Origin of the sequence: Pandoraea pneumonica, from assembly GCF_902459645.1 — a bacterium.
Taxonomy (GTDB): Bacteria; Pseudomonadota; Gammaproteobacteria; order Burkholderiales; family Burkholderiaceae; genus Pandoraea; species Pandoraea pneumonica.
Genome location: NZ_CABPSK010000006.1, coordinates 218,958 through 243,477, shown reverse-complemented (window position 1 = coordinate 243,477; position 24,520 = coordinate 218,958). Strand labels below are relative to the sequence as shown.

The 24,520-nt window shown below is 62.1% G+C and carries 23 protein-coding genes and 1 pseudogene; 6 read left to right on the top strand and 18 right to left on the bottom strand.

Annotation, left to right across the window (positions count from 1 at the left end):
* The 6 genes and pseudogenes from PPN31114_RS24760 to PPN31114_RS24735 form a co-directional block, all read right to left on the bottom strand.
* A pseudogene (locus PPN31114_RS24760) lies at positions 1–76 on the bottom strand (electron transfer flavoprotein subunit beta/FixA family protein); the annotation flags it as partial.
* Between the two features lie 75 nt (positions 77–151).
* Complete coding sequence (locus PPN31114_RS24755; protein WP_150682184.1) at positions 152–1,381, bottom strand: MFS transporter; 1,230 nt, start codon at positions 1,379–1,381, stop codon at positions 152–154.
* A 70-nt stretch (positions 1,382–1,451) separates the two neighbouring features.
* Positions 1,452–2,342, bottom strand: coding sequence for an amidohydrolase family protein (locus tag PPN31114_RS24750; RefSeq protein ID WP_150682183.1), 891 nt, complete (start codon positions 2,340–2,342; stop codon positions 1,452–1,454).
* Positions 2,343–2,466: 124 nt separating this feature from the next.
* Positions 2,467–3,888: an FAD-binding oxidoreductase gene (locus PPN31114_RS24745; RefSeq protein ID WP_150682182.1), complete on the bottom strand. Its 1,422-nt coding sequence runs from the start codon at positions 3,886–3,888 to the stop codon at positions 2,467–2,469.
* Between the two features lie 81 nt (positions 3,889–3,969).
* Entirely contained in the window at positions 3,970–4,704 is a 735-nt protein-coding gene (locus PPN31114_RS24740) for a FadR/GntR family transcriptional regulator (RefSeq protein ID WP_150682181.1), read from the bottom strand.
* Positions 4,705–4,878: 174 nt separating this feature from the next.
* Complete coding sequence (locus PPN31114_RS24735) at positions 4,879–5,178, bottom strand: antibiotic biosynthesis monooxygenase family protein (RefSeq protein WP_150682180.1); 300 nt, start codon at positions 5,176–5,178, stop codon at positions 4,879–4,881.
* 374 nt (positions 5,179–5,552) lie between these two features.
* Between PPN31114_RS24735 and PPN31114_RS24730 the strand changes: the two genes are divergently transcribed.
* Complete coding sequence (locus PPN31114_RS24730) at positions 5,553–6,755, top strand: ammonium transporter (protein ID WP_150682179.1); 1,203 nt, start codon at positions 5,553–5,555, stop codon at positions 6,753–6,755.
* Positions 6,756–6,795: 40 nt separating this feature from the next.
* Here PPN31114_RS24730 and PPN31114_RS24725 read toward each other — a convergent pair whose 3' ends face one another.
* The 4 genes from PPN31114_RS24725 to PPN31114_RS24710 form a co-directional block, all read right to left on the bottom strand.
* The gene (locus tag PPN31114_RS24725) at positions 6,796–7,401 is read right to left on the bottom strand and encodes a hypothetical protein (protein WP_150682178.1); all 606 of its coding nucleotides are present in this window, start codon (positions 7,399–7,401) and stop codon (positions 6,796–6,798) included.
* Positions 7,402–7,478: 77 nt separating this feature from the next.
* Positions 7,479–8,573 carry a M14 family metallopeptidase gene (locus PPN31114_RS24720; protein WP_150682177.1) on the bottom strand — a complete coding sequence of 365 codons (1,095 nt, stop codon included), beginning with the start codon at positions 8,571–8,573 and terminating at the stop codon, positions 7,479–7,481.
* 6 nt (positions 8,574–8,579) lie between these two features.
* Positions 8,580–9,770 carry a M20 aminoacylase family protein gene (locus PPN31114_RS24715; RefSeq protein WP_150682176.1) on the bottom strand — a complete coding sequence of 397 codons (1,191 nt, stop codon included), beginning with the start codon at positions 9,768–9,770 and terminating at the stop codon, positions 8,580–8,582.
* A gap of 175 nt (positions 9,771–9,945) precedes the next feature.
* Entirely contained in the window at positions 9,946–11,280 is a 1,335-nt protein-coding gene (locus PPN31114_RS24710; protein ID WP_150682175.1) for an MFS transporter, read from the bottom strand.
* 189 nt (positions 11,281–11,469) lie between these two features.
* Between PPN31114_RS24710 and PPN31114_RS24705 the strand changes: the two genes are divergently transcribed.
* Complete coding sequence (locus tag PPN31114_RS24705; protein WP_150682174.1) at positions 11,470–12,342, top strand: LysR family transcriptional regulator; 873 nt, start codon at positions 11,470–11,472, stop codon at positions 12,340–12,342.
* An 11-nt stretch (positions 12,343–12,353) separates the two neighbouring features.
* Here PPN31114_RS24705 and PPN31114_RS24700 read toward each other — a convergent pair whose 3' ends face one another.
* From PPN31114_RS24700 to PPN31114_RS24685, 4 genes are all read right to left on the bottom strand, one after another.
* Positions 12,354–12,716, bottom strand: coding sequence for a nuclear transport factor 2 family protein (locus PPN31114_RS24700; protein ID WP_150682173.1), 363 nt, complete (start codon positions 12,714–12,716; stop codon positions 12,354–12,356).
* Positions 12,717–12,754: 38 nt separating this feature from the next.
* Positions 12,755–13,354: an NAD(P)H:quinone oxidoreductase gene (gene wrbA / locus PPN31114_RS24695; RefSeq protein WP_150682172.1), complete on the bottom strand. Its 600-nt coding sequence runs from the start codon at positions 13,352–13,354 to the stop codon at positions 12,755–12,757.
* Positions 13,355–13,393: 39 nt separating this feature from the next.
* Complete coding sequence (locus PPN31114_RS24690) at positions 13,394–13,816, bottom strand: DoxX family protein (protein ID WP_150682171.1); 423 nt, start codon at positions 13,814–13,816, stop codon at positions 13,394–13,396.
* 74 nt (positions 13,817–13,890) lie between these two features.
* Positions 13,891–14,595 (bottom strand): pirin family protein, encoded by a 705-nt coding sequence (locus PPN31114_RS24685; RefSeq protein WP_150682170.1) that lies wholly within the window; start codon positions 14,593–14,595, stop codon positions 13,891–13,893.
* A gap of 181 nt (positions 14,596–14,776) precedes the next feature.
* Between PPN31114_RS24685 and PPN31114_RS24680 the strand changes: the two genes are divergently transcribed.
* Positions 14,777–15,685, top strand: coding sequence for a LysR substrate-binding domain-containing protein (locus tag PPN31114_RS24680; protein WP_150682169.1), 909 nt, complete (start codon positions 14,777–14,779; stop codon positions 15,683–15,685).
* 33 nt (positions 15,686–15,718) lie between these two features.
* On the opposite strand, the gene PPN31114_RS24675 is transcribed toward PPN31114_RS24680, so the two are convergent.
* A complete protein-coding gene (locus PPN31114_RS24675; RefSeq protein ID WP_150682168.1) occupies positions 15,719–17,122 on the bottom strand; it encodes a DUF3684 domain-containing protein in 1,404 nt (467 codons plus the stop codon).
* A gap of 592 nt (positions 17,123–17,714) precedes the next feature.
* On the opposite strand from PPN31114_RS24675, the gene PPN31114_RS24670 reads away from it, so the two are divergent.
* Complete coding sequence (locus tag PPN31114_RS24670; RefSeq protein ID WP_150682167.1) at positions 17,715–18,689, top strand: flagellar brake protein; 975 nt, start codon at positions 17,715–17,717, stop codon at positions 18,687–18,689.
* Positions 18,689–19,546 carry an IclR family transcriptional regulator gene (locus PPN31114_RS24665; protein ID WP_150682166.1) on the top strand — a complete coding sequence of 286 codons (858 nt, stop codon included), beginning with the start codon at positions 18,689–18,691 and terminating at the stop codon, positions 19,544–19,546. The genes PPN31114_RS24670 and PPN31114_RS24665 overlap by 1 nt, the downstream gene beginning before the upstream one ends.
* A gap of 180 nt (positions 19,547–19,726) precedes the next feature.
* Here PPN31114_RS24665 and dmpG read toward each other — a convergent pair whose 3' ends face one another.
* The gene (gene dmpG, locus PPN31114_RS24660) at positions 19,727–20,746 is read right to left on the bottom strand and encodes a 4-hydroxy-2-oxovalerate aldolase (protein WP_150682165.1); all 1,020 of its coding nucleotides are present in this window, start codon (positions 20,744–20,746) and stop codon (positions 19,727–19,729) included.
* A 32-nt stretch (positions 20,747–20,778) separates the two neighbouring features.
* Positions 20,779–21,723 (bottom strand): acetaldehyde dehydrogenase (acetylating), encoded by a 945-nt coding sequence (locus PPN31114_RS24655; RefSeq protein ID WP_150682164.1) that lies wholly within the window; start codon positions 21,721–21,723, stop codon positions 20,779–20,781.
* Positions 21,724–22,546: 823 nt separating this feature from the next.
* On the opposite strand from PPN31114_RS24655, the gene pagP reads away from it, so the two are divergent.
* Entirely contained in the window at positions 22,547–23,071 is a 525-nt protein-coding gene (pagP, locus tag PPN31114_RS24650; RefSeq protein WP_174988460.1) for a lipid IV(A) palmitoyltransferase PagP, read from the top strand.
* On the opposite strand, the gene PPN31114_RS24645 is transcribed toward pagP, so the two are convergent.
* A complete protein-coding gene (locus PPN31114_RS24645; RefSeq protein ID WP_246182730.1) occupies positions 23,047–24,378 on the bottom strand; it encodes a sugar MFS transporter in 1,332 nt (443 codons plus the stop codon). The genes pagP and PPN31114_RS24645 overlap by 25 nt on opposite strands.
* Positions 24,379–24,520: the final 142 nt, after the last annotated feature.

Genomic DNA, 24,520 nt, shown 5'->3' with positions numbered 1-24,520 from the left:
CGCCACTGCCGTCGCTCTTCACGCGAACCTTTACGTTGTAATCCACTACCCGTTTGACCGGTACCAGGATCTTCATGCGAACTCCCTTGAATCAGAAAAACCGGGCGGCACGCTGCTCACGCAGCCCGTGCCGCCCGCGAAGAATACGAACTTACTCGATCTCGCGCCCTTTCGTCTCGGGCAACAAGAAGGCCGTGATCAACACCACGAAATAAGCACCGCCGGCAAACATGCCGATCGCCGTACCCAGCCCGCTCGTCTTGGCCAGATAGCCGACCAGACTCGGGAACAGCGCACCGATGCCGCGCCCAAAGTTATACGCAAAGCCTTGCCCATTGGCACGCACGGCCGACGGGAACAACTCCGTCAGATAGGCGCCCATGCCGCTGAAAATACCCGAAGCGGCGAAGCCCAGCGGGAAGCCCAGAATCAGCATCTGATCGTTCGACAGCTGGAACTGCGTATAAGCGTAGATGCTCGCCCCAGAGAGTACCGCGAAGATCAGCAGGTTTGCACGGCGGCCGAGCCGGTCGGTCAGGTACGCACCGGTCAGGTAGCCGATGAACGACCCCAGAATAATCACCAGCAAGTATCCGCCCGTGCCGATGACCGACAGATGACGCTCGGTCTTCAGGAACGTCGGCAGCCACGTCGTCACGGCGTAGTAACCGCCTTGCACGCCCGTGCACAGCAGCGCCGAGAGCAGCGTCGTCTTGATCAACGCGGGCGAGAAGATGGCCCACGCCGACGTGCGCTTGGCCGAGGCTTCCTCTTGCTTGCGCGTGCGCTCGAACAGTTCCGGCTCGGGAACATTCTTACGGATGAACAGCACGAACAGCGCCGGGATCACGCCAATCCAGAACAGCGCGCGCCACGCGTAGTCTTCCGGCAGCAGCGAGAACGATGCCGTGTAGCACAGCGCCGCCACCGCCCAACCAATCGCCCAGCCGCTTTGCACCGTACCCACGGCGCGGCCACGATACTCCGTGCGCACAATTTCGCCCATTAGCACCGAGCCGACGGCCCACTCACCGCCGAAGCCCAGCCCTTGCAGCGCGCGCAACACGAAAATCTGCTCGAAGTTCTGCGCGAAACCGATCAAGACCGTACACACCGAGAACCACAGAATCGTGGCCTGCAAGATGCGCACACGGCCGAAGCGGTCGGCGAGCACCCCCGCGAGCCAGCCGCCGATCGCCGAGAACAACAGCGTCACGGTCGCCAGCATGCCGGCCTGTCCCTTGTCGATGTTGAACACGGTAATCAATGTCGTGATCACGAACGTGAACACCATGAAGTCGAGCGCGTCGAGCGCCCAACCGCCGAACGCGGCGATAAACGTGCGCCGCTCGGTCTTGTTCATCTGACGATACCAATCCATCTCTGTCTCCCCTTTCCTTCTAGGTGATGCAAGGGCGCGCAATGCGCCCGGTGATTACAACGTAGCGATCTCAGTCTTTTGCCGGAAAGCCATACAAACGCGCCGGGTTGTCGACGAGAATGCGGCGGCGCGTGTCGGCATCGGGCGCCCACTGCGGCAGCAAGTTGCGCAGCGCGCCGGTATTCGGCATGCGCGTGAGCGACACGTGCGGCCAGTCGCTGCCCCACACCATGCGATCCGGGGCGTCGTCGATGAGCGTTTGTGCGAACAGCGTCACGTCGTCGAACGTCGGGAAACGCTCGCTGATCCGATACGCGCCAGACAACTTGACCCAATAGCCGTGATCGCGCACGAGCGAGCGCAATGCCGTGAAGCCCGGCGAATCGAGCCCTTGCGCGACCGGCGTGTGCCCCATGTGATCGACGATGCCCGGCACGGGCAACTTCGTCATGCGCGGCATGAGTTCCGGCAGTGTCTTCACATCCATCAGGAACTGCATGTGCCAGCCCAGATCCTTGATGCGATGCGCGAGCGTTTCCATCGCCGTGAAGCCGATGCCGCCACCGAACAGCACGTTGATGCGCAGACCGCGAACGCCTGCCGCGTGCATCGCTTCGAGTTCGGCATCGGTCACGTCAGGCGACACCACGGCGATACCGCGCAGGCGACTCGGGTTACGCTTGAGCGTCTCGAGCATGTAACGGTTGTCGGTACCGTAGACGCTGATCTGCACCAGCACGCCGTAGGTCATCCCCGTGGCGTCGAGCATCGCGAGGTATTTGTCTTCAGGCGCGGGCGGCGGCGTATAGCTACGCTCCGGCACCATCGGATACGCATCGCTTGGCGCGACCACGTGAGCATGGGTGTCCACGGCGCCGAACGGCACGTCGAACGTCGGCGGATCGATCTCCGGCAGCGGGCCAAGGCACAGCGGCGCCTCGGCAGCGGAAGTTACAGACATGGCGACTCCTCAAAAGGCGCGAGGCGTCAGGCAGGACGTCGGGCTCACGCCGGAAAAAATGCGAACGAATGCCGCAGAAAAACGTGGCAGACACCGGCGACGCCGATGTCCATCGAGCGATGCTTTACTGCACTTTCAACAACTTGCCCGGATTCATGATGCCGGCCGGATCGAACACCGCCTTGATTTCGCGCATCAGGCGCAGTTCCAGCGGCGACTTGTACTTCGCGAAGTAATCGCGCTTGAGTTGGCCGATGCCATGCTCGGCGCTGATGCTGCCGCCGTAACGGGCGACTTCATCGAGCACTTCGGCGGTAATCGCCTCGCCGTGCTTCGCCATGAAGTCGGCGGCCTCGCCCGCCGGGCGCGACAGGTTGTAGTGCAGATTGCCGTCGCCGAAGTGGCCGAAGATAAACGGCCGCACCTGCGGGCACACGCGGCGCACACGGGCTTCGGCACTCGTCAAAAATTCGGGGATTGCCTCGATAGGCAGCGATACGTCGTGCTTCAGATGCGGGCCGTCGGCGCGCTGCGCTTCGGAAATTTCTTCGCGCAGCTTCCACATTTCCTCGACCTGACCGAGCGTGGACGACACCACTGCGTCGGCGCAAAGATCGCGCTCGATGGCGGTCTCAATCACGCGTTCCAGCAGCGCAGCGAGTGCTTGCTCGTCAGCCGTGTCGGCCAGTTCCACCAGCACATACCCCGGATGACGCTCGCCGAACGGTGCGCGCACGCCGGGCACGTGGGCCATGACGAGGTCGACGCATTCGCCGGTGAAGAATTCGAACGCCTGCATGCGCGAGCCGCACTCGGTGAACAGCAGTTCATACAGTTCGAGCGCCTGACGCGGCGACGTGACGGCCGCGATCACCACCTGACGCACGGGCGTGGGCGCAAACAGTCGCAAGGCCGCTGCGGTGATGATGCCGAGTGTGCCTTCCGAGCCGATCAGCAATTGCTTGAGGTCGTACCCCGTGTTGTCTTTTCGCAGGGTGCGCAGGCCGTGCAGGATCTCGCCATTGGGCAACACGGCTTCGATTCCCAGCACGAGCTCTCGCGTCATGCCGTAGCGCACCACGTTCACGCCACCGGCATTCGTTGCGAGGTTGCCGCCCAGTTGGCACGAGCCTTCGGCCGCGAGACTCAGCGGGAACAGACGGTTCACGTCGCTAGCGGTGCGCTGCAAGTCCTGCAAGATGCAACCGGCTTCGGCCACCATCGTGTTGGCAATGGTGTCGAGGCTGCGCACGGCGTTCATGCGATCGAGGCTCAGCACCACGTTTTGCGCCGCGCCATCGGGCGTCGCGCCCCCGCACAAGCCCGTATTCCCGCCGCGCGGCACGACGGGCGTGGCCGTCTGCTGGCACAGGGCGAGCACTTTCGAGACGTCTTCTGCCGAGCGCGGACGCACCACCGCCTGCGCATTGCCACGGTACATGCCGCGCCAATCGGCGAGCCAAGGGGCGATGTCGTCAGCGGAGGTGAGCACGCTGTCGGCACCGATAGCGTCGATGAGTCGTTGAGCGAAAGCAGTGATGGTCATGGGATCACGCGTCGGGGGTTAGGCGGCGAGAAGTTGGGGGAGTGATTCGATGGGGAACACGGGAACGAATGACGCGACGCGTTACGACACGTGTGTCGGGGCGATGGCCCCGGTGATGATGTCGCGCCCGGGGAGCGTCAGGCCAAGCCGGGCCGAAGCGCGCAGCAAGTGCGAGAGCGATGCGGCTCGGGCGAGCAGCGGATCGCGCGCCTTGATCGCGTTGAACACGGCCACGTGTTCCTGATGCACCTGAGCGGCGAGCCCTTCGTGGCGCAATGTGTTCGTGCGCGCGGCCTGCACCACTTGGCGAATCTGAAGATTCAGGTACTGCAAGAGATCGGCGTAGTAGCGGTTGTGCGTCGCACGCGCGATGGCGGCATGGAACGCCGTGTCGTACTCGACGCCGTTTTCCGCGTGATAGAGATTGGTTTCGAGCTTTTCGAGAATCTCGCCCAGTCGGCGGATGTCTTCGTCGGTGTGACGCACTGCCGCCAGCGCCGCCGCCGTGCTCTCCAGATCAAGACGCAGTTCGTACACGCTCGCGAGGTCGGCGGCGTCTTGCCCCACCGGCACCTGAAAACCGCTCGACGGCGTACGCGCCCGCACGGTGACGCCCGCGCCCTGACGGCTGTCGATCAGCCCCTGAGCACGCAAGCGCTCGGTAACTTCACGAATCACCGCCTGACTCACGCCATAGGTTTCGGAGAGTTGCTTGCCGGTCGGCAACTTGGTGCCGACGGGATAGGTGCCCTGCCGGATCGCATCGTGCAGTTGCTGCGCGACCTGTTCGGTCAGGGTTTTGGGCTTGGTTGTCATCCTCTCGTGTCGTCTCATGCTTTTCTGGTTTGCATGTTATATGAAAACTTTTGAGGGATTACATCGCGTTAACCCTTGGTTGGCGTCGCTATCTCATCGCATGAAAAAACTTGGGCGGTGCCGGTAACGCTTACCGGGCACCGCCCTTGATTCTGCCGACTGCTTGAAGCCTGCTTAGAAGCCGATCAGCGCTTCGGTCACGTGGCTCACGTTCGGCGGTGCGGCGAAGCAGTCGCTCACCAGCGCGCGCCATTGCGTGAAGGCTTCCGAGTTGCGGAAGTCGACGGTGTGGTTCTCCAGCGTTTCCCAAGTGACGACGAGGCTGTAATGCGTCGGGTTCTCGATCTGCTTGAGCAGGCGCATGCCGTGGCAGCCTTTCGAACCCTGGAACAACGGTGCGGCCTTGGCGACGCCTTGCTCGAATGCCGCTTCCGTGCCGGGTTTGACTTGGATCTGGGCGATTTCAAAGATCATGGGGTTTCCTCAGTGGTTAGCTCGTGTGTGACTGGATGTTTTGATGTGGTCACGCGGTTGCAGCGCTAGCGGCGCGGCATCGGAATAACGGGATACGCGCCGCCGCGAGAACGCCCGATTCTATACCGCCCCTCGCGACGATGTACTGCGCGCGCCATCGCGGGCGGCTTACAGAATTTTATCGACGCCTTGCTGGCCTGCCGATGCACCGGCGTCGCACACAACGCCCCTCACCGCACCACGAACGTGCTGCCATTCCGCTCTTCTGCATTTCCATCTGGCAAAACATCCATATAAATCAGTCACCTGAATTTTCTGGCATCGGTCTTGCTCATCTTCGTTCTTCTTCCCGTTTGCACCAAAAGAGCACATTCATGCCCAATACCAATACACCCGGCGACGTGCTGTTCCTGCTGCTCGGCGCGATCCTGGTGCTTGCCATGCACGCCGGTTTTGCCTTTCTCGAGCTCGGCACGGTTCGCAAAAAGAATCAGGTCAATGCGCTGGTCAAGATCCTGACCGACTTTGCTGTCTCGGGGCTGGCCTATTTCTTCATCGGCTATCCGCTCGCGTATGGCGTGGACTTCTGGTCGAGCGCCACGGTGCTCTCCGAGCACAACGGTTATGCGCTGATCAAGTTCTTCTTCCTGCTGACGTTCGCGGCGGCGATTCCCGCCATCGTGTCGGGTGGAATTGCGGAGCGCGCGAAGTTTCATCCGCAATCGGTTGCGACGTTCTTCCTCGTGGGGCTGATCTATCCGTTCTTCGAGGGCATCGCGTGGAATGGGCATCTGGGCATTCAGGACTGGCTGACGCGCACGTTGGGCGCGCCGTTCCATGACTTCGCCGGGTCGGTGGTCGTGCATGCCGTCGGCGGCTGGATTGGGCTGGCTGCCGTGTTGCATCTGGGCGCGCGGCGCGGGCGGTACAACGGACAGGGTCAGGTGGCGGCACACCCGCCGTCGTCGATTCCGTTTTTGGCGTTGGGCGCGTGGATTCTGATCGTCGGCTGGTTCGGTTTCAACGTGATGAGCGCGCAGCGCGTGGGCGGCATCTCGGGGCTGGTGGCCGTCAATTCGCTGATGGCGATGGTCGGCGGCACGCTGGTGGCGATGTGGGTCGGCAAGGACGACCCGGGCTTTATCCATAACGGCCCGCTCGCGGGTCTTGTGGCCGTTTGTGCGGGCTCGGATGTGATGCATCCGCTGGGCGCACTGGTGGTGGGTGCTATCGCGGGCGGGTTGTTCGTGTGGTTGTTCACTGTGACGCAGAACCGCCTGCGTATCGACGACGTGCTTGGCGTGTGGCCGTTGCACGGCGTTTGCGGCATCTGGGGCGGGCTGGCTGCGGGCATCTTCGGCCAGACGGCGCTCGGCGGCTTGGGCGGCGTGAGCTTCATTGCGCAGATCGTCGGCACCGTGTTCGGCGTGGCGATTGCGTTCGCTGGCGGCTACATCGTCTACGGCGTGCTGAAACGCACCGTGGGGCTACGACTCGACGACGAGCAGGAATACTACGGCGCCGACCTCTCGATCCATAAGATCACGGCGACGCCAGAGCGGGAGACGAATTGGTAAGCACGGGTGAAACCCTCAAGTAGCCCTCATTGGGTGGGGGCTACTTGCAAATCATCCGGGCGACAAAGTTGTTTATGAAATCGTCTATTTCCACAAGACTGGCTTTAATCCCTTTACTCACAGACCCTCGGATATAAACGCCTGACTCGAACGTCGAAAAATAAGCGAACGCCGCCGGATTTGCAACGCCATCGACAAAGAGAACATTTCGACCGTCGCGGGATTTGAACGCAAGGTATCGCGTCACCCCCCCACCTTTCTCGGCAATCTCGAACTCTCGAATTCCGTCGGCGTGCTTTCCCTCGACTGGTTTCACATTTGGATCGTTAATTAGAGCGAGCTCCAGCCCGTGCCCACGATCGAAACGCCCCATGAAATTCAAATGAATTCTGTCCTTTCCAATGACGCCTTGAGCAGGCGCAGCTTGAATTGACGGAAAGATCACTGAGACGCCGAAGAAGGACTCACCGACGGTTGGTTCGAATTCACTTGGAACGCAGAACTGGACGCGCCGGTGTTCTTTTTCATCGGTAAGCGACAATTTGTAGTCACCGAACGCGTGACCACAATGCATTGCCGCTAAGGCCACGAGCGCCCAGATTGGGCCGCGCGCACGACGCTGCTTGTTTGCAAATTTCTTTGTCAACGTTCACCTCGTTTTTTAATTTTCGAAAAATTGAGATGCTGACGAAATCGGCGCTCGGCCCAATGTCACTCGCGATCTTACACGCCCTCGGTCCTCCCCAACCCCAACACCGCCTGAAGAATCGCCACGCGTGCCTGCCCGAGAATCTGGCCTTGCCACGCCAGATTGTCGAAGCAAAACGCCGCACGGACTGCGTCGCGAATCTCGGCGGCCTGCGCTGACGGCGTTTCGGGGTTTCGGCGCAGCCACGCGTCGGCGCGCAGCATGTGCAACATGTCGATCAGCGGTACCGTGCCGTACTCGATCGCCATCGCGGTCACCTGCGCATCGGGGCGGGCGAAGCGCAACGTGTCCAGCAGCGGGCCGCCCACGTTGGACGCCACCGTCGTGCCGTCCAACGGGCTTGCCACATCGGCGCCCCACCAGCGGCGCGCGCGCTGCAACTCCTCGTCATCCAACTGCCCCACGCTAATCTTCTCTCCATGCCCCGGCGGCCCCAGCCCGGTATGAAAGTCGATCCAGCCTATCGCGTCGCAGCTCTGCGCGTGCTCATCGATCAACGAACGCATCAGGCGAGTGCTCCACACCGGCTCACGTCCGCCGTAGAACAGCCCATCGGCATAGCCATACTGCCCGACGGTCAGGGCGCGCTGATACGCCGGTTCGCCGTGCGTGGCGATGTAATCGGCAATCGCAGCCGCATTGGCATCAGACGGCGGCCAGGTCGGCGGCACAAGCAACGCATGCAGATCGGCGTAAGCAACGTTGACCGGCACCGGCTGCGCGAAGTCGATGCTGTTGCGATTCAAATCGACGTTGTCTTCATTCGTGCGCGACAACCACGAGAAACCGTAAGGATTGATCGCATGCACCACCAGAATCGCCACATCGGCAGCCGCCAAACGTGCCTGTAGTCCGGTATCGCCCAGTAAGGCAATCTGCGCCGCGCTGCCGCAGAAGCCTTCCACCCCATGCGTACCCGACGTGAGAATCAGCAGACGGCGGGCGTTAGCCGAGCCAAGCCGCACCACGTCGGTCGCCAGCGTCTCGCCCTCGCGTCCGATGACGCCCTCGATGACATGGCTCTGCACGTCGACATTCGCCGCGCGGGCGGCAGCGGCGAACCGCTTGCGCGCCTGCGCGTAAGACACGGAAAAAAGACCGGTCGTCATGTCGCGTCACGCCACCAAAAAAGCTTCGGCCAGCCGCACCCAATAGGTGGAACCCAGCGTCAGCACCTCGTCGTTGAAGTCATAACTCGTGTTGTGCAGCATGCACGGCCCCAGCCCGTGACCATGCGCGCGGTGATCGCCCACCCCGTTGCCGATATACGCATAGCAACCCGGACGCTCCAACAGGAAGAACGAAAAATCTTCCGCGCCCATCGTCGGATCGATCGGGCTCACGACATGGTCGCGCCCCACGATCTCCTGCATCACGTTCACGGCAAACTGCGTCTCGGCCGCCGTGTTGACCGTCGGCGGATAGTTGCGAATGAACGAGAAATCGACCGTGCAGCCATAAGCCGCCGCCGTAGCTTCGCAAAACTCGCGCATGCGCGACTCCACCAAATCGAGCACCTCCAGCGAGAACGTGCGCACCGTCCCGGCCAGCGTCGCGGTATTCGGAATCACGTTGATCGCCTCGCCCGCTTGCATCTGCGTGATGGACAGCACAGCGGCGTCGATAGGGCGCTTGTTACGCGTAATGATGCTTTGCAGCCCCGTGCCGATCTGCATGGCGGTGAGCACCGGATCGATACCGTCGTGCGGCAACGCAGCGTGCGCGCCCGTACCCTTCACGACAATGCGGAACTCGTTGCTCGACGCCTGCGTCGCGCCCACGCGTGCCCCGAAGCGCCCTGCCTCCAGCCCCGGCCAGTTATGCAGCCCGAACACCGCGTCGACCGGGAATTTCTCGAACAAGCCGTCGTCGAGCATGGCCTTCGCACCACCGCCGCCCTCCTCCGCTGGCTGGAAGATGAACACGATAGTGCCGTCGAACGTGCGGTGCGCCGCGAGATGCTGTGCCGCGCCGAGCAGCATCGCGGTGTGACCGTCGTGACCGCAAGCGTGCATCTTGCCCGCGTACTGCGAGGCGTGCTCGAAGGTGTTCAGTTCTTGAATCGGCAACGCGTCCATATCGGCGCGCAGGCCAATGGTTTTCTTGCCGGTGCCATTACGCAGCACGCCGACAACGCCAGTTTTGCCAAGGCCGCGCGTGACCTCGATGCCCCACGATTCGAGCAAGCGCGCCACGACGTCAGCCGTGCGCTCCTCTTCGTAACGCAGTTCGGGGTGAGCATGGATGTCGCGGCGAATCGCTTGGAGTTCGGCCTTTCGTTCGGCAATTTCAGGAATGATGGACATGGGAGTTGGCTCTTGAATGGGTATGGGCTTTATTGAATGGCCCCAATGCAGCGGCGACTACCCTGTTGCGGGCAGCGAAGCACGTCATGCATCGTGGGGTGAGGGGCCGGTTGCGGAAAAACGTTGAGCGAGACGCGCGCGAGAGCAAGGCCCCCGCGCGATGGTGATTGAGGGATTACGCGAGCGGCTGACGCGACCGGTCTTTGAGCATCAGGATGGTGATGAGGCCAACCGCCGCACCGAACAAGCCGTAGTAGACGACGGCGAGCTTGTCGCCCGTCCAGCCGATCAGCAACGTGGCAATCGCCCCGGCAAAGCCGCCGAAGATCATCACCGCGAAGTTGTAGCCGATGGCCATCGACGTGGCGCGCACCCGCGACGGGAACAGTTCGCACACGAAAGCGCAGTACGACCCTTGGAACAACCCCAGCGAGAGCATCAGGCAGCACTGCACGAGAATCAGCATCGGCAGCGTCGGCACATGGCTGACAGCCAAGAACAGCGGATACGCAATGATCAGACTAATGACGGCCGAGGCCACCATCGGCTTCTTGCGGCCAATCGAGTCCGAGATGCGACCCGACGCAAACGTGCCGATGATGTACGCGACGGCAGCGCACAGCGACGCGATCACACTGCTCTTGAACGGAATGCCCAGCGACTTCGTGGCATAGCTCGGCATGTAGTAATAGAAGATGTACGTGCCGATGGTGCCGTAGACGGTGAGGCCAAAACCGGCCAGCACCTGACGCCAGTGCTGCGTGATCGATTCGATGAACGGCGAGCGCTTCGGTGCCTCGCGCTTCGCGGCATCTTTGAACACCGGCGATTCGTCGAGACGCGAGCGCACATACAGGCCAACCGGCACGATCAGCAGGCCGATCACAAACGGAATGCGCCAGCCGAAGGCATCGATCTGCTCCGGCGTCAGGGCTTGCGTAATGCCCACCGAAACGATGGCGCCGAGCAGCATGCTGCATGCCTGCGCAATCATCTGGAAGCTGCCGTACACGCCACGGCGTTCGACCGGGGCGTGCTCGACCAAGAAGGCCGTGGCACTGCCCACTTCGCCGCCCGCCGAGAAGCCTTGCAGGAAGCGGCCGATCAGCATCAGGATTGGCGCGGCTATGCCGATTTGCGCATATGTCGGCGCAAACGCGATGACGGCCACCCCCAGCGCCATGACGGTGATCGTCAGCAGCAACGCAGCTTTACGGCCATGTTTGTCGGCGTAATTGCCGAGCACAATGCCGCCTAATGGACGCGTGAGAAAGCCCACACCGAAGGTGGCCCATGCTGCGAGCAACGCGGCAGTCGGGTCTTCGCTGGGAAAGAACTGGCGAGCGATGTTGGCCGCGAAGAATGTGAAGACAGTGAAGTCGAACCATTCAAGCGCATTGCCCACGGTAGATACCGCGATGATACGGACATCGATACGTTTTCCCGAACGCTCGGGAACTGCTGGGTTAGCAGAATTCGTGGCGCTGTCGCGCCCAACCGACACTTCCATGGTGATGCTCCTGTCTCGAAGTTTTACCGTGGCAAGCCGACTGCACTCGCATCGAACCATTCTGCTTGTGCAAAAAAATCAATAAAAGCTAGAATTTGTGATCCGTCATCGCAACTTTTTTGATGAATAAAAAGCGATCGACGGCCCCCACACCCCAGCAAAATCAAGCCATTTCGGCGAGGCACCCCCGTGAGCAACCTACGATTCATGCGCACCTTTGCTGCGGTCGCACATTACGGCTCGTTCGCGTCGGCGGCCGAGCATCTGGCGATGACGCAGTCGGCAGTGAGCATGCAGATGCGGGCACTGGAAGAAGAATTCGATCACGCGCTGTTCGATCGCGTGGGCCGCTCGGTGGCGCTGAACGCCATGGGCCGCGCGCTGCTGCCGCACGCTAAGCAGTTGCTCGCGCAGTATCAGACCATGCGCATGCTGGCTTCCGGTATCGAGACGCCCGCAGGCCCGGTGAGCATCGGCACGGTCGAATCGGCCGTGAGCGCATTGGCCGCCGCCGTTTCGCAGATCAAGGAAGCACAACCGCACCTGGATGTGCTGATTCAGACCGCGCGATCGAACGAGCTCACCGCACAACTCGATTCGGGTGATATCGACTGCGCGGTACTCGTCGAGCCGACCGGACGCCGACCCGCCGGTGTGCGTTGGACGCCGCTGTATCGGGAGTCGCTGGTGTTGCTCACGCCTGCGGATATGAAACCGGCGCCAGCCGCGCGGCTGCTCTCGACGGAGCGTTTTCTACGCTTTGACCGAACGCAGCGCACCGGCGCTCTGATCGACCGCGCGATCCGGCGTCAGCACGTCAAGGTCAACGAATATCTGGAGTTGAGTTCTATCGAAGGCATCGTGGCGCTGGTGCGTCAGGGATTGGGCGTCGCTGTGGTGCCCATGCTGCGCAGCGCCACATGGGCGCACGAAGAAACGTTGCGCATCATTCCGATGCCCGGCGCGTCCGAACAACGCTGCATCGGCCTGTTGGAGCGCACGCGCCACGACAAGGTCGCCATCACGAAGGCCATCGCTCAGCAGGTGATGGCGCAGGGGTGAGGCAGTGATGACTACGGCAGCGGATCGAAAAAGAGATAAACGGCGGCGATACGGCCATCACGCGTGATGATCACATCTGTACCCGCGTGCTCGGGCGCATACCCCGGCCGCCCGGACACCCACCGGATTCGCCCGCCATCGCCCGCCACGTCGGGCAACGCAATCGGCTGATATTTGAAGTCGGGATGTGTGGCCTTGATTGCACCTGCAATCCGGTCGAGTTGATCACGCCCACGATAGACGCCCATGTTCGGGTCGTAAAACACGCAATCGTCGGTATAGAACTCGTCGATGAGCGCGCGTCTGCGCACCGGGTCGTTCTCACCAAACATGTCGAGATTACGTTGCAGCAGGGTCGGAATATCGTGGGACATGATCAGAGCCTCGAGCCATTAATCAGCATTAATCCGCGTTAATCGAACAACTTGTTCGCGGTTCGGGCGATCAGCTCGCCCTGATGGCGCGCGCCCGCCAGTTCGATCTCGCTCGGCTGACGCTGCCCTTGTCCGCCAGCAATCGTCGTCGCGCCGTACGGGGCACCGCCCACCACTTCGTCGATCGTCATTTGTCCCTGATGGCTATACGGCAGGCCAACGATGGTCATGCCGAAATGCAGCAGGTTGGTGATGATCGAGAACAGCGTCGTTTCCTGTCCGCCGTGCTGGGTCGCGCTCGACGTGAAAGCGCCGCCGACCTTGCCGTTGAGCGCGCCGCGCATCCACAGGCCACCGGCCTGATCGAGAAACGCCGCCATCTGCGACGACATGCGCCCGAATCGGGTCGGCGTGCCGACCACGATGGCGTCGTAGTCGGCAAGCTCCGCGACGGTAGCAACCGGGGCCTGTTGATCGAGCTTGAAGTAAGCCGCTTTGGCCGCTTCCTCCGGCACCGTCTCCGGCACACGCTTGATATCGACGACGGCCCCCGTCGAACGAGCCCCTTGCGCAATCGCATCCGCGAGCGCTTCGATATGCCCATACGACGAGTAATACAGAACGAGAACCTTAGCCATTTGAACGACTCCTGATGAAGGTCGAATTCGCGGTCGCGCTTACGATGCGTTCGGCACCGAGCCGCGCAACGTCGACGCCTTAGCGCGGGCATCCAGGCTGTAAGCCCCAGCACCGAAGTAAGTGATCTGAAGCAGGCCGCCCGCCATCATCACGTTCTTCAAGAAGTGAATCATTTGGTTCTGATCGGCGAAGTTGTGATGGAAAAACACGGCCGTGGCGACCGAAAAGAGCGCCAACACCAGTGACACGGGACGCGCACGGAAGCCCGAAATCAACAGCAAGCCGCCGCCGACTTCGACAATCACCGCCATGAGGTAAGCCAGCGACGGCGCGGGCAAACCAACCGCGCTGATGTAGCCAACCGTGGCGGCGTGCGCGCCGAGCTTGCTCAAACCACTCATGAGAAACGGTGCGCCGAGCAGAATGCGGCCAAGTAAAGGAAGAAATTTGTAGTTGTTCATCGCAATGTCCTAAGCAATCAAATAAGCAATTAAGAAAAGAGAAAACCCAAGGGGGTGGATTCGGAAAAGAAGGCTCAACCGGTCTCCACCATGACCAGTTCAGCGTCTTGAAAAGCGGTGATTTCAGCGGTCGCGACGTCCGTCATCGCAACGCCGTCGAGCGGCCGCATGGGCTCGCCATTGATGGCGATTTGCCCCGACGCGACCACGAGATACGCGCTGCGCGACGGCCCGAGCGTGTGACGCAAGGTGTCGCCCGACTTGAGCGTCGCGCCCAGCAAACGTGCGTCAGCGCCAATCGGCAGTGCGCCCTCGTCGCTAGCGTAGTAGCCACTCGCCAGCACTGCGAAACGGCCGTCGCGGCTCGCCGCCTTGGGAAACGCCTTCGTATCCCAGTGCGGTTTGCCACCCATGGCGCGAGGCCGCAGCCAGATCTGGAACAACTTGAGCGGTACGTCGCCCTTGTTGAATTCAGCGTGACGAATGCCGGTCCCGGCGCTCATCACCTGCACGTCGCCAGCGCGGATCGTGCCCTCCGAGCCCAGCGTGTCGCGGTGCCCAAGCACGCCCTGCCGGACGTAAGTAATGATCTCGACGTCACGATGGCCGTGAAACGGAAAGCCGCCGTCCACCGCGATTTCGTCGTCGTTCCAAACCATCAGCGGACCGAGTGCCGCGTGTTCTGGATTCCCCGTGGGGCCAACCTGAAAGTGATACTTCGCTCGCAACCAGCCGTTGTCGGCCTTATCGAGCGATTCCCAACGCCGGTGAGCTAGCATCGCCATCTCCTTGATTCGTGCGCCCGGGTCATCGCATGTGCGTGACCTCTGGCAATGGAGTGCATGCTATTCACGCAATGATCTCTTGCATATGTCCTATATTGGAAAGCATCATTGCCACCAATAGAACGATCAACGCACAAGCGCGCCCTCTGCGGACGGCGATGGAGCCCTAGCCCCGATGGAAGCGATTTCCGATTTGAATGACCTCCGGCTCTTTGCCGAAGTGGTCGAACACGGCAGCTTTACCGCAGCCGCGCGCAGCCTTGGGCTGCAAACGTCGAAGCTGAGTCGGCGCGTGCGTGCGCTGGAAGAAGAACTCGGGGTGCGCCTGCTCAACCGCACCAGCCGCAGTCTCTCGCTCACCGAGACCGGGCGACAGTTCCATCAGCACTGTCTGGCGCTCGTGGCCGAGTCACGTGCGGCCAAGGACCTCATCGATCAGACCCGCAGCCAGCCGCAAGGCACCGTGCGTATCAGTTGTCCGCTGGGCTTATTGAGTTCGTGTATCGCCGCGATCATCGCGCGCTACGTGCAGGAGAATCCGCAAGTGCAGGTGCTGCTCGACGCCACCAACCGCCGCGTGGACGTGATTGAAGAAGGGCTGGATTTCGCGCTTCGCGTAAGGCTTCCGCCATTGGACGACACCGAACTCGCCGTGCGGCAACTGGGCTTTTCTGCGCTCGTGCTGGTCGCCAGTCCGGCGTTGGTGAAGCAACATCCCGCGCCCAAGTCGCTCGAATCGCTGCAAGACTGGCCGACGCTCGCGATGGCGAGCCAAAGCGAGCGCCACACGTGGCATCTGGTCGACGCGCACGGGCAAGCCGCATCGCTCACGCATCGCCCTCGCCTCGCGACCGACGACCTTGCGAGCCTGCGCATCGCAGCCATGCAGGGGGTAGGCGTCGCGCTGTTGCCCGCTGAATTCGTGAAAGACGACCTGCATGCCGGGCACCTGCGCCGTCTGTTGCCGACGCTGTCGACGGCACCGGGGCTGGTCCACGCGATCTTTCCAACGCGTCGCGGCATGGTGCCCGCGGTTCGGCATCTGCTCGATGCGCTCGTGGCTGGCTTCGAAAACCCTGTGTAAGCACCCGCGCTAACGAATGCACGCCAAACCGGCTCAACAGCCGGTTTCGTCGTAAGCGGGATTGTCGCCAATGGCAATGCGTACGTCCGGCTCGGGGTGGGAAGTTGGGACAGTCTCGTGTGCCGCGTCAGCACGAGACATCAACCACTCCGGCAACATCGACCCCCAATGCTGATAGGCGAGCAGCAGTCGGTAGGCCGCGCGAACGGACGTCGTCGCGCTCCACTGCCACGACTTGTCGTGCCAGCGTTTGCCCCACGAATTCTCAGCCGGTTGCAGACTCAGGAGCGCCATATGTCCAAAGCCCGACGAATGGACCGACACGCCTAAACTCTTGCACACCAGCTCAATCGTCCTTGGATCAAATGGCTCAGGCGCATCGAGAAGATCGCGGCACAAGTTGTCATGCGAGGCAATTTTGGCGAGCAGCAGCGTGTCGCAATGAATCGAGAGCTTCATCACATGGCCCACACGCCGCATGACGTTCGCTAACTCGGCTTCCGGCACACGGCTTGCGGCTTCCCCAAGTGCCTGCCAACGTTTTTGCAAACCGTTGGCATCGTGGGAAAAAGCGACGTTACGCGCCCATGTGCCCGCAAGACTTGTCACCGCGCGGCAACTGTCGAGTATCAGACCCGCAACGCGCAGCATGCCACGGTCACTGTTGAGCCCGCGAGGGTCGGGCTCCAGCCATGACGACACCCAAAGGATTAACCGCGCCGGAGGCACGGCGGTATTCGTCAACGTGAAAAGGGTCGCCACGTCGCGCAACTGGGTGAGCGTACCCAGCACGTCGCGCCAGGCGGATGGCGACGGCCCCGTCGCTCGTGGCAGGTCGTCTGGCAAACATGCCGACAGCAATCGACACCCGGCATCCATGCGCTTGAGGACTTCATCGACCGCGTGATGCCGAATCAATGTCGGCGACCCCAGCGACTGTGTGAGCAAACCCTTCAACCCTTCGAAGCTCAACAGCGTCCAATCGGCCCACGGGATACCGAACGGCGTGTTCGCCGCAGCCGCCCCCGGCCACATGCCAGTGGCTGTAAGCGGCGAGGTCTCGGGCTGCGTGGCGTCGCGATAGAAACGCGCGCCAATGATGGCGAGCAGCGACGCGTTGCCCACCAACGACATCAGATCCCGCGCCACGCGAAAGTACCACCCCCGATCGCCCGTCAAGCGCATACCTTGCAACCAAACAGCAATGTCGCGACTCACGTCGTCGAACGTCGCCGGTACGCTCGCCTGCGCCGACGTCGCATTGTTGTTCGACTCTACGGACATTGGGCCCGTCAGCGTCGCCTTCGCGTGTTCAAGATGGCTTGCAAGCCGCGCATCACGCGCATGCGCCAGATCGAATTCCTTGCGATAGAAATGCTGGCATGGCCCGGTGGTCACCCAAAGCCCAACCCACGCACGTGTGAAGGCATCGCTCACGTCTCGACGCATGGCGCCGCAGGACGCTAACACGTCGAGACCAACGCTGTGCGTGCCGTTGGAGGCGCTTGCCAAACTGTCCGCAATAGTGGCATGCCGCGAATGGCGCCGTTCATCTTCGGCATCCGTGCGCGAAGCACTCGCCCCGCTTGCGCGACTCCACGAGCAACATCCCCTGTTGTAGTCAGCCCCTTGTCGTTGAATATCTCCGTGCAGCCGCATGACGCTCCCCCTTCGGAATGTGTCCCCCAGCGTCGTTCGATTTCCGCTGGCAAACCGTCGACCATAGGGGGACAACGGGCCGCATGCGACAGCCCACTGAGCGGCGACGCGCCGAACACCGAACGGGCCCGAGAGCGCTGCCCAGAGAAATCGGAGGAATCAGCGCGCACCACCGCAAATTACGCACCCCAGCGAGTACCCACTTACGCAAGTTGTGCACGGCCTGCGCGCGTCGACGCGACGCGTCCCCTCTCGCCAAGTGCCAATGCGGCGCGGTAGACTTCGGACCACTGATGTCCCCGCACGGCCCTAGCTGCGCGCACGATGCGCGCCCTGCTCACCTGCCAATTGCCCATTGCCTCGTATCGCCATGTCTTCTGCCCCGTCATCGTCGCTGCCACTCGTCGCCCTTACGCCCGCCGACATCACGCTCGGCGAACCGTTGCCCTGGGCCATCGTCGACCGTAACGGCGAGCCGCTGCTCGCCGAAGGGGACCTCGTCCCCACGCAAGCTGGCCTCGATTGGCTGTTCACGTCATTCGCCCCGCATCGCGCCGCCACGCTCGGTGCAGATACCGCAGAAGCGGACGGCGAGAATGCCTCGGCCAACACCGAAGCGAGCACTGACACGCCGCCTGTTCAAGCGGCCGCTTCCGCTTCAGTCGCCGCTTCTGTCTCCGCCGCTGCCGACGCATCCACAGCGCAGTACGGACTCACCGACCTCAACTTGCGGGCAGGTGACTGGCTTCAGATTCAGTTGCCGCCGGGCGCGGGTTCGCAGCGCATTCGCACGCGCGTGATCGGCCATGCGCCGAATCAGATGCTGTTCATCACCGCGCCGACCGGGCGTTCGGCACCGCCGACGCTGCAACCCAGCGAGCGGCTCGAACTGTGGACGTTCTCGGGGGAAGACATTTATCACTTCGTCTGCACGGTGGAGCGCGTCGAGCGGCTGCCGTTCGAATACGTGGTGCTGTCGGCGCCCGCGCAAATTCGCCGCAAGGTACTGCGCCGCTCGCAACGGGTACCGGCGCGTTTGGTCGCGTCGATCACGCTCGGCGACGCCCAGCATCTCGCCCTGTTGCAGGACGTGAGCGCCGAAGGCGTGTCGCTGCTGACCGATGCCCCGCTCGGTGCGCCCGGCGACACGATGCAGTTGGCGTTTCGCGTGCGGGTCGGCGACATCGATATGCCGGTGGAAGCCACGGGCACGATTCGCGGGATTCAGCAAAACGACGATGGAGCGCACTTGCATGGCATCGAATTGCCGTCGCTCGAACCCGCGCATTACGTCGCCCTCAAGTGCTACGTGTACGAGCGGTTGCTCGCGCTCGGGGGCGCTTGATGACGAAAGCGACGACAGCGACAAAGACGGCCAAAGTCACCAAAGCCACGAAAGCGACAAAAGCCGCGACGGCGGAGGCCTCGGCCGACGGTGAGCGCCCACGCACACTGGCGAGCCAAACGTTGTTTCGTGGCCTCGATATCGTCGAAGCGGTCGCTGCCGGTATCGATACGGTGGCCGCCCTCTCGGCGCATACGGGCATTACGTCCTCGACCACGCATCGCATCGCCTCGGCGCTCGTGCAGGCGGGGTACCTGCGCTTCGAACCACGACGCGGCTACCGTCTCGGCAATAAGCTGATCGAGCTCGGCTTTCTCGCTTATCGGCAGATCGACCTGCCGCGCGTCGCGCGCCCGACCCTCGAAGCACTCGCCAGCGAAACGCAAGACACGGTGCATCTCGCCGTGGCCGATGGCTGGGAAGTGATGTATCTCGATAAGTTGCCGGGGCAGCGGGCGGTGGAAATCAGTTCACGCATTGGCGGACGCAAGCCGATTTGCGTCACCGGCGTGGGCAAGGCGCTGCTGCTCGATCAGGACGAAACTGAATGGCGGGCGCAACTTGCGCACTATCAGACGAAAGTGCCGTCGCACGTGATAGATGCCGCGGCATGGCTCACGCGCATGCGGGACTATGCGCGTCAGGGGTATGCCTTCGATCTGGAAGACGACACGCCACAAATTCGCTGCGTTGCCGCGCCCATTTACGATGCCAGCCAGCGCATCGTGGCGGCGATTAGCGTGTCGAGCACCACCAAGTACATGAGCCGCGAGCGCATGCAAGAGCTCGTGCCGCGCGTCAAAGACGCGGCCGCACGCATCAGCCAACAACTCGGCTGGTCGGGCAACGCTCGCTGACACAAATACCCCGCCTTCTCATCTGCCCATAAAAAACGCCGGCCATTCTGACGAAGGGCCGGCGTGAACACTTGCGGAGATGCTACCCACTGCTTGGGTGATGCCTTACGTTGATGCGTCGTAACGTCCGCGCGCCAATGCGCCGGTACGTCGTGCACCGGCGCGTCGTGCGTCAGTGCATTAGGCGGCGCGGCGCTTGAGCAGGTCGAGCGCGACGTCCACGATCATGTCTTCCTGACCACCCACCATGCGGCGCTGGCCCAGTTCCACGAGGATGTCGACCGTCTTCAGGTCATAGCGAGCAGCAGCCGCTTCCGCGTGACGCAAGAAGCTCGAATACACGCCCGCATAACCCAGCGCCAGCGTCTCGCGGTCAACGCGAACCGCACGATCTTGCAGCGGGCGCACGATGTCGTCGGCGGCATCCATCAGCGTGTACAGATCGCAGCCGTGGTTCCAGCCCAGACGCGATGCTGCGGCAATGAACACTTCGAGCGGCGCATTGCCCGCACCAGCGCCCATCCCGGCAAGACTCGCGTCGATACGGTCGCAGCCCTCTTCCACGGCAACGATCGAGTTCGCCACGCCCAGACTCAGGTTGTGGTGCGCGTGCATGCCGGTCAGCGTTTCGGCCTTGAGTACATCCTTGAACGCACGGAATCGATCGCGCACATCGCTCATGCCCAGCGCGCCGCCCGAATCCACCACGTAGATACACGTAGCGCCGTATGACTCCATCAGCTTGGCCTGCTCGGCCAGATGCTGCGGCGTGGTCATGTGGCTCATCATCAGAAAGCCGACCGTGTCCATCCCCAGCTCGCGGGCGTACTCGATGTGCTGGCGCGACACGTCCGCTTCGGTGCAATGCGTGGCAATACGCACCACGCGGGCACCCGCGTCATAGGCTTCGCGCAGGTCGTGCACGGTGCCCACGCCGGGCAGCAGCAGCGTCGCGACCTTGGCGTGCTTGACGGTTTCCGCGACGGCGGCAATCCATTCGAGATCGGTATGCGCGCCAAAGCCGTAATTGAAGCTCGAACCCGACAGGCCGTCGCCGTGCGCGACTTCGATCGAATCGACGCGGGCCGCGTCAAGCGCCGCCGCAATCGCCTTCACATTGGCAATGCTGTACTGGTGGCGGATGGCGTGGCTGCCGTCGCGCAGCGTCACGTCGGAGATATAGAGTTTTTTCTGCGTCATGGTGAAGTGTCTTCCCGAAGAGCGTGCGGCGTTCAGGCCGCGAGGGCCAGACGAGTGGCGGCAATACGATCGGCACAAGCCAGCGCGGCGCTGGTCATGATGTCGAGGTTGCCTGCATAGGCCGGCAGATAATGCGCGGCCCCTTCCACTTCGAGGAAGACAGAGGTCTTCAGGCCCGTAAGCTTGCCCAGCCCCGGCACATTGAGCGGGCGCGACGCGTCGAACAGCTCGAATTGCACTTTCTGCTTGAGTCGATAGCCCGGCACGTAGGCGTGCACCTTCTCGACCATTGCCGCAATGCTCGCCTCGATAGCCGCCTGATCGCCCGGTTCGGACAACACGAACACGGTGTCGCGCATGATGAGCGGCGGCTCGGCCGGGTTCAGCACGATGATCGCCTTACCGCGCGATGCGCCACCCAGCACTTCGATGGCCTTCGACGTGGTTTCGGTGAACTCGTCGATATTGGCGCGCGTGCCCGGGCCAGCCGACTTGCTCGAAATCGACGCGACGATTTCGGCGTAATGCACCTTCGCCACTTGCGAGATGGCAGCCACCATCGGGATGGTGGCCTGACCACCGCACGTGACCATGTTGATATTGGTGGCGTCGAGATGCGCGTCGAGGTTGATCGACGGAATCACGTACGGCCCGATAGCCGCAGGCGTCAGATCGATGACCTGCACGCCACGCGCTTGCAGCAGTTCGTTGTGGTGCGCATGCGCTTTGGCCGACGTGGCGTCGAACGCAATACGAATGTCTTCGAAGCCCGGCATGGCCAGCAGGCCTTCAATGCCGCCCGAGGTCACCGGCACACCGAGACGCTGCGCACGCGCCAGCCCGTCGGACGCCGGATCGATACCGACCATTGCGCCCATCTCCAGATGCTCGCTATTGCGCATCACCTTGATCATCAGGTCGGTGCCGATGTTGCCCGAGCCAATGATCGCCACTTTCTGTTTGCGTCGTTCTGTCACTGTCGTCTCCTGAACGTGTCCGTCCACCGGTTACCGGTATGAGGCGCATCGTAATTCCGCCATCGCCATAATGTCAATATGTAAACATTGATCTCATATATTGAGATTATTGAATTGGGCGATTTCTCCCTCGGTTATCCACACTTTTTGTTCACAAGCCCGTTGATAACTTGCGGAAAAGCATCCCAAGTGACTGATTCAATAGGGAAGAAAGGCGGCGCATGAAAGTTGAGCCATGCGCTGCAAATCGAGGCATGGCGCAGGTTTTGGCCGAGTGACGTTATCCACAGATTCTGTTTGCAAGCCAGTGGACAACTTGCGGATAGCTATCTCAAGTGCTTGATGCGATGAGGAAAAAGGTCGGCGCGCAATTGATGCGCCAAGAAAGCAGCAGGTCGCCGTAGGTCGCGCGACGATATCGAGGCAACGCCACCGTCTTTCGGTGACCGATGGTTATCCACAGAAAATGTTCACAACCCAGTGCATAACCCGCCGATATCTGACGTATCTGGTTGATACGTAAGGACTTCTACGCGGCGCAGCAGGTTCGATCACCGGCCGCCATTTGAATGGGCATTTTCCCAAATGAACCGTAGGACGAACTTTCGCAGCGAAGGGGGGGTCTAGCCATTTCGACTTTCTACCGCCCCCTGCACTGCATTCCATGACGTCTCCGAACCCCCAGAACACCGGGCGGCTCGCGCAATCGATTTGTGTCGTACCGCCCCCTTCACGCGTTTCGCGCTTTCCTTTCCCCCTGACCTCACGCTTTGCTCTGCCCTCGTTTGCAGCGCTGACGGCGGCAATGGTTTTCGCATGGCCCATGAAAGCGAAGGCTGACGAAGGTGAGCGCAGCGGCATTGCCTCATGGCCGGGCGCCATCGTGGATGAGTTCCGCGACGTTGCCACGCAAGGCGCGAGCGATCTTTATGTGCCGCTGCACACGCATCACCTGCGCTTCGCCTACACGAGCGAGAAGATCTCCCAGTTCAACGAGAACCCATGGGGCATCGGCTACGGTCGCGTGTTGTCGGACGGCAAAGACGGCTCGCGCATGTTGTATGCGATGGTGTTCAAAGATTCCCATAACGATTGGTCGCCAATGGCGGGCTACGGGCGAATTTGGAATGTGGCGAAAGCCGGACCGGTGCGTTTTGGTCTCGGCTATACCGTGTTTCTGATGTCGCGCACCGATACGCTCGGCGGCATTCCGTTCCCCGCCGCGCTGCCCCTTGCCGAGATTGGCGTAGGGCGCGCGTCGGTGGCAACGGCTTACGTTCCCGGCGGCAAAGGCAACGGCAACGTGCTGTTTATCTTCGGCCGTTACACGTTCGGCAAGGCCGGCTGATCCGCTGGCATGTCCTGCCCGCTTCGCGCACACCACGCGCCAAACCCGGCGATGTAGCAATAGGCCAGCGCCGGGACGAGGAACGACATGACGACGCCGATGCCGTCGGCAAGCGCCCCCTGCGTGTACGGCAACACTGCGCCGCCGACGATCGCCATACAGATCAGCCCGCCACCTTCGCTCACCCGTGAGCCAAGCCCACCGACCGAGAGCGAAAAGATCGTGGGGAACATGATCGCGTTACCCAACCCGCACGCGATGAGCAGCCACATCGCGAACGCCGCCGGCAACGTGAACGACACGAGAATCAGCAACAGGTTGTACAGCGCGCACAGGCTCAGCAACTTGCCGGGCGATATCTGGCGCAGCAGCCACGCACCGGCGAACCGGCCAACCATCGCCCCACCCCAATAAAACGCGAGATAGCGGCTGGCATGTGCGTGATCCGTAATGCCCGTATCGGTATGCGTCAAATAGACGATGAGAAAACTGCCGATGCTCACTTCCGCACCGACATAAAGAAAGAGCGCCACGATGCCGTAGCGCAACGGGCGATGGGCCAGCAGGCTGCGGACGTTGCCGACCAGTCCGGGCGGCGAGGTCTCGTTTGCGCGCTGCTCAGGCAACGTCAGACGCCAGAGCACGACGCCGCCCACGATGAGCACCGCCGCCAACATGCCGTAAGGGCCGCGCACGCTATCCACGGCGTGTCCGGTGGCGCTCTCGGCTTGGGGCGCCAGAATCCACAGCGCAGCCAGCGGCGGCCCGACCGTCGTCCCCAACGAGTTGAAAGCCTGCACCAGCGTGAGGCGGCTCGCCGCTTCGCCGCGCGAACCCAGCGTCTCGACGTAGGCGTTCACCGCCACTTGCAGCAGCGTGATGCCGCTCGCGAGTACGAAGAGCGCCGCGAGAAAGCACGGATACGACACGAGCGCCGCCGCAGGAAAAAACAGCGCGCAGCCCAGTCCGGCCAGCCAAAGCGAGCTCGCCAGCGCGCGCCGGTAGCCGACGCGCGCGGTGTACTGACCCGCCGGATACGACACAACGAAATACGCCGCGAAGAAACTCGACTGGATCAGCGCCGCGTCGCGATACGTCAAATCGAACGCCGCCTTGAAGTGCGGCACGAGAATGTCGTTAAGCGAAGTAATCAATCCCATCGCAAAGAACAACGCCGCGAGCATTGCGAGCACGCGTTTTGCGGAGGGCGGAACGTGGGGCGCGCCGGAGAATTCCGGCATTTCGGCAGCGCGAGCGGGAGCGCTTTCTGAGGGCGGGGGCACGTGGGACGGGCGATTGACGGACATGCATGTCTCCAGTGGATAGGGGCACTGCAAGGACAAGAACCGCCAGTGTAGACCGCTCGATCGGCGACGAACACGCGGTAAGCGTCACATTCGGATGACGCCCAAATGGCATCCGATCCGTCGACGACGAGTAATTTCCGCC

Coding starts and splice junctions, on each gene's coding strand:
- PPN31114_RS24755 (WP_150682184.1), bottom strand. CDS start 1,381: ATGGATTGGTATCGTCAGATGAACAAGACCGAGCGGCGCACGTTTATC.
- PPN31114_RS24750 (WP_150682183.1), bottom strand. CDS start 2,342: ATGTCTGTAACTTCCGCTGCCGAGGCGCCGCTGTGCCTTGGCCCGCTG.
- PPN31114_RS24745 (WP_150682182.1), bottom strand. CDS start 3,888: ATGACCATCACTGCTTTCGCTCAACGACTCATCGACGCTATCGGTGCC.
- PPN31114_RS24740 (WP_150682181.1), bottom strand. CDS start 4,704: ATGACAACCAAGCCCAAAACCCTGACCGAACAGGTCGCGCAGCAACTG.
- PPN31114_RS24735 (WP_150682180.1), bottom strand. CDS start 5,178: ATGATCTTTGAAATCGCCCAGATCCAAGTCAAACCCGGCACGGAAGCG.
- PPN31114_RS24730 (WP_150682179.1), top strand. CDS start 5,553: ATGCCCAATACCAATACACCCGGCGACGTGCTGTTCCTGCTGCTCGGC.
- PPN31114_RS24720 (WP_150682177.1), bottom strand. CDS start 8,573: ATGACGACCGGTCTTTTTTCCGTGTCTTACGCGCAGGCGCGCAAGCGG.
- PPN31114_RS24715 (WP_150682176.1), bottom strand. CDS start 9,770: ATGTCCATCATTCCTGAAATTGCCGAACGAAAGGCCGAACTCCAAGCG.
- PPN31114_RS24710 (WP_150682175.1), bottom strand. CDS start 11,280: ATGGAAGTGTCGGTTGGGCGCGACAGCGCCACGAATTCTGCTAACCCA.
- PPN31114_RS24700 (WP_150682173.1), bottom strand. CDS start 12,716: ATGTCCCACGATATTCCGACCCTGCTGCAACGTAATCTCGACATGTTT.
- wrbA (WP_150682172.1), bottom strand. CDS start 13,354: ATGGCTAAGGTTCTCGTTCTGTATTACTCGTCGTATGGGCATATCGAA.
- PPN31114_RS24690 (WP_150682171.1), bottom strand. CDS start 13,816: ATGAACAACTACAAATTTCTTCCTTTACTTGGCCGCATTCTGCTCGGC.
- PPN31114_RS24685 (WP_150682170.1), bottom strand. CDS start 14,595: ATGCTAGCTCACCGGCGTTGGGAATCGCTCGATAAGGCCGACAACGGC.
- PPN31114_RS24680 (WP_150682169.1), top strand. CDS start 14,777: ATGGAAGCGATTTCCGATTTGAATGACCTCCGGCTCTTTGCCGAAGTG.
- PPN31114_RS24670 (WP_150682167.1), top strand. CDS start 17,715: ATGTCTTCTGCCCCGTCATCGTCGCTGCCACTCGTCGCCCTTACGCCC.
- PPN31114_RS24665 (WP_150682166.1), top strand. CDS start 18,689: ATGACGAAAGCGACGACAGCGACAAAGACGGCCAAAGTCACCAAAGCC.
- dmpG (WP_150682165.1), bottom strand. CDS start 20,746: ATGACGCAGAAAAAACTCTATATCTCCGACGTGACGCTGCGCGACGGC.
- pagP (WP_174988460.1), top strand. CDS start 22,547: ATGAAAGCGAAGGCTGACGAAGGTGAGCGCAGCGGCATTGCCTCATGG.
- PPN31114_RS24645 (WP_246182730.1), bottom strand. CDS start 24,378: ATGTCCGTCAATCGCCCGTCCCACGTGCCCCCGCCCTCAGAAAGCGCT.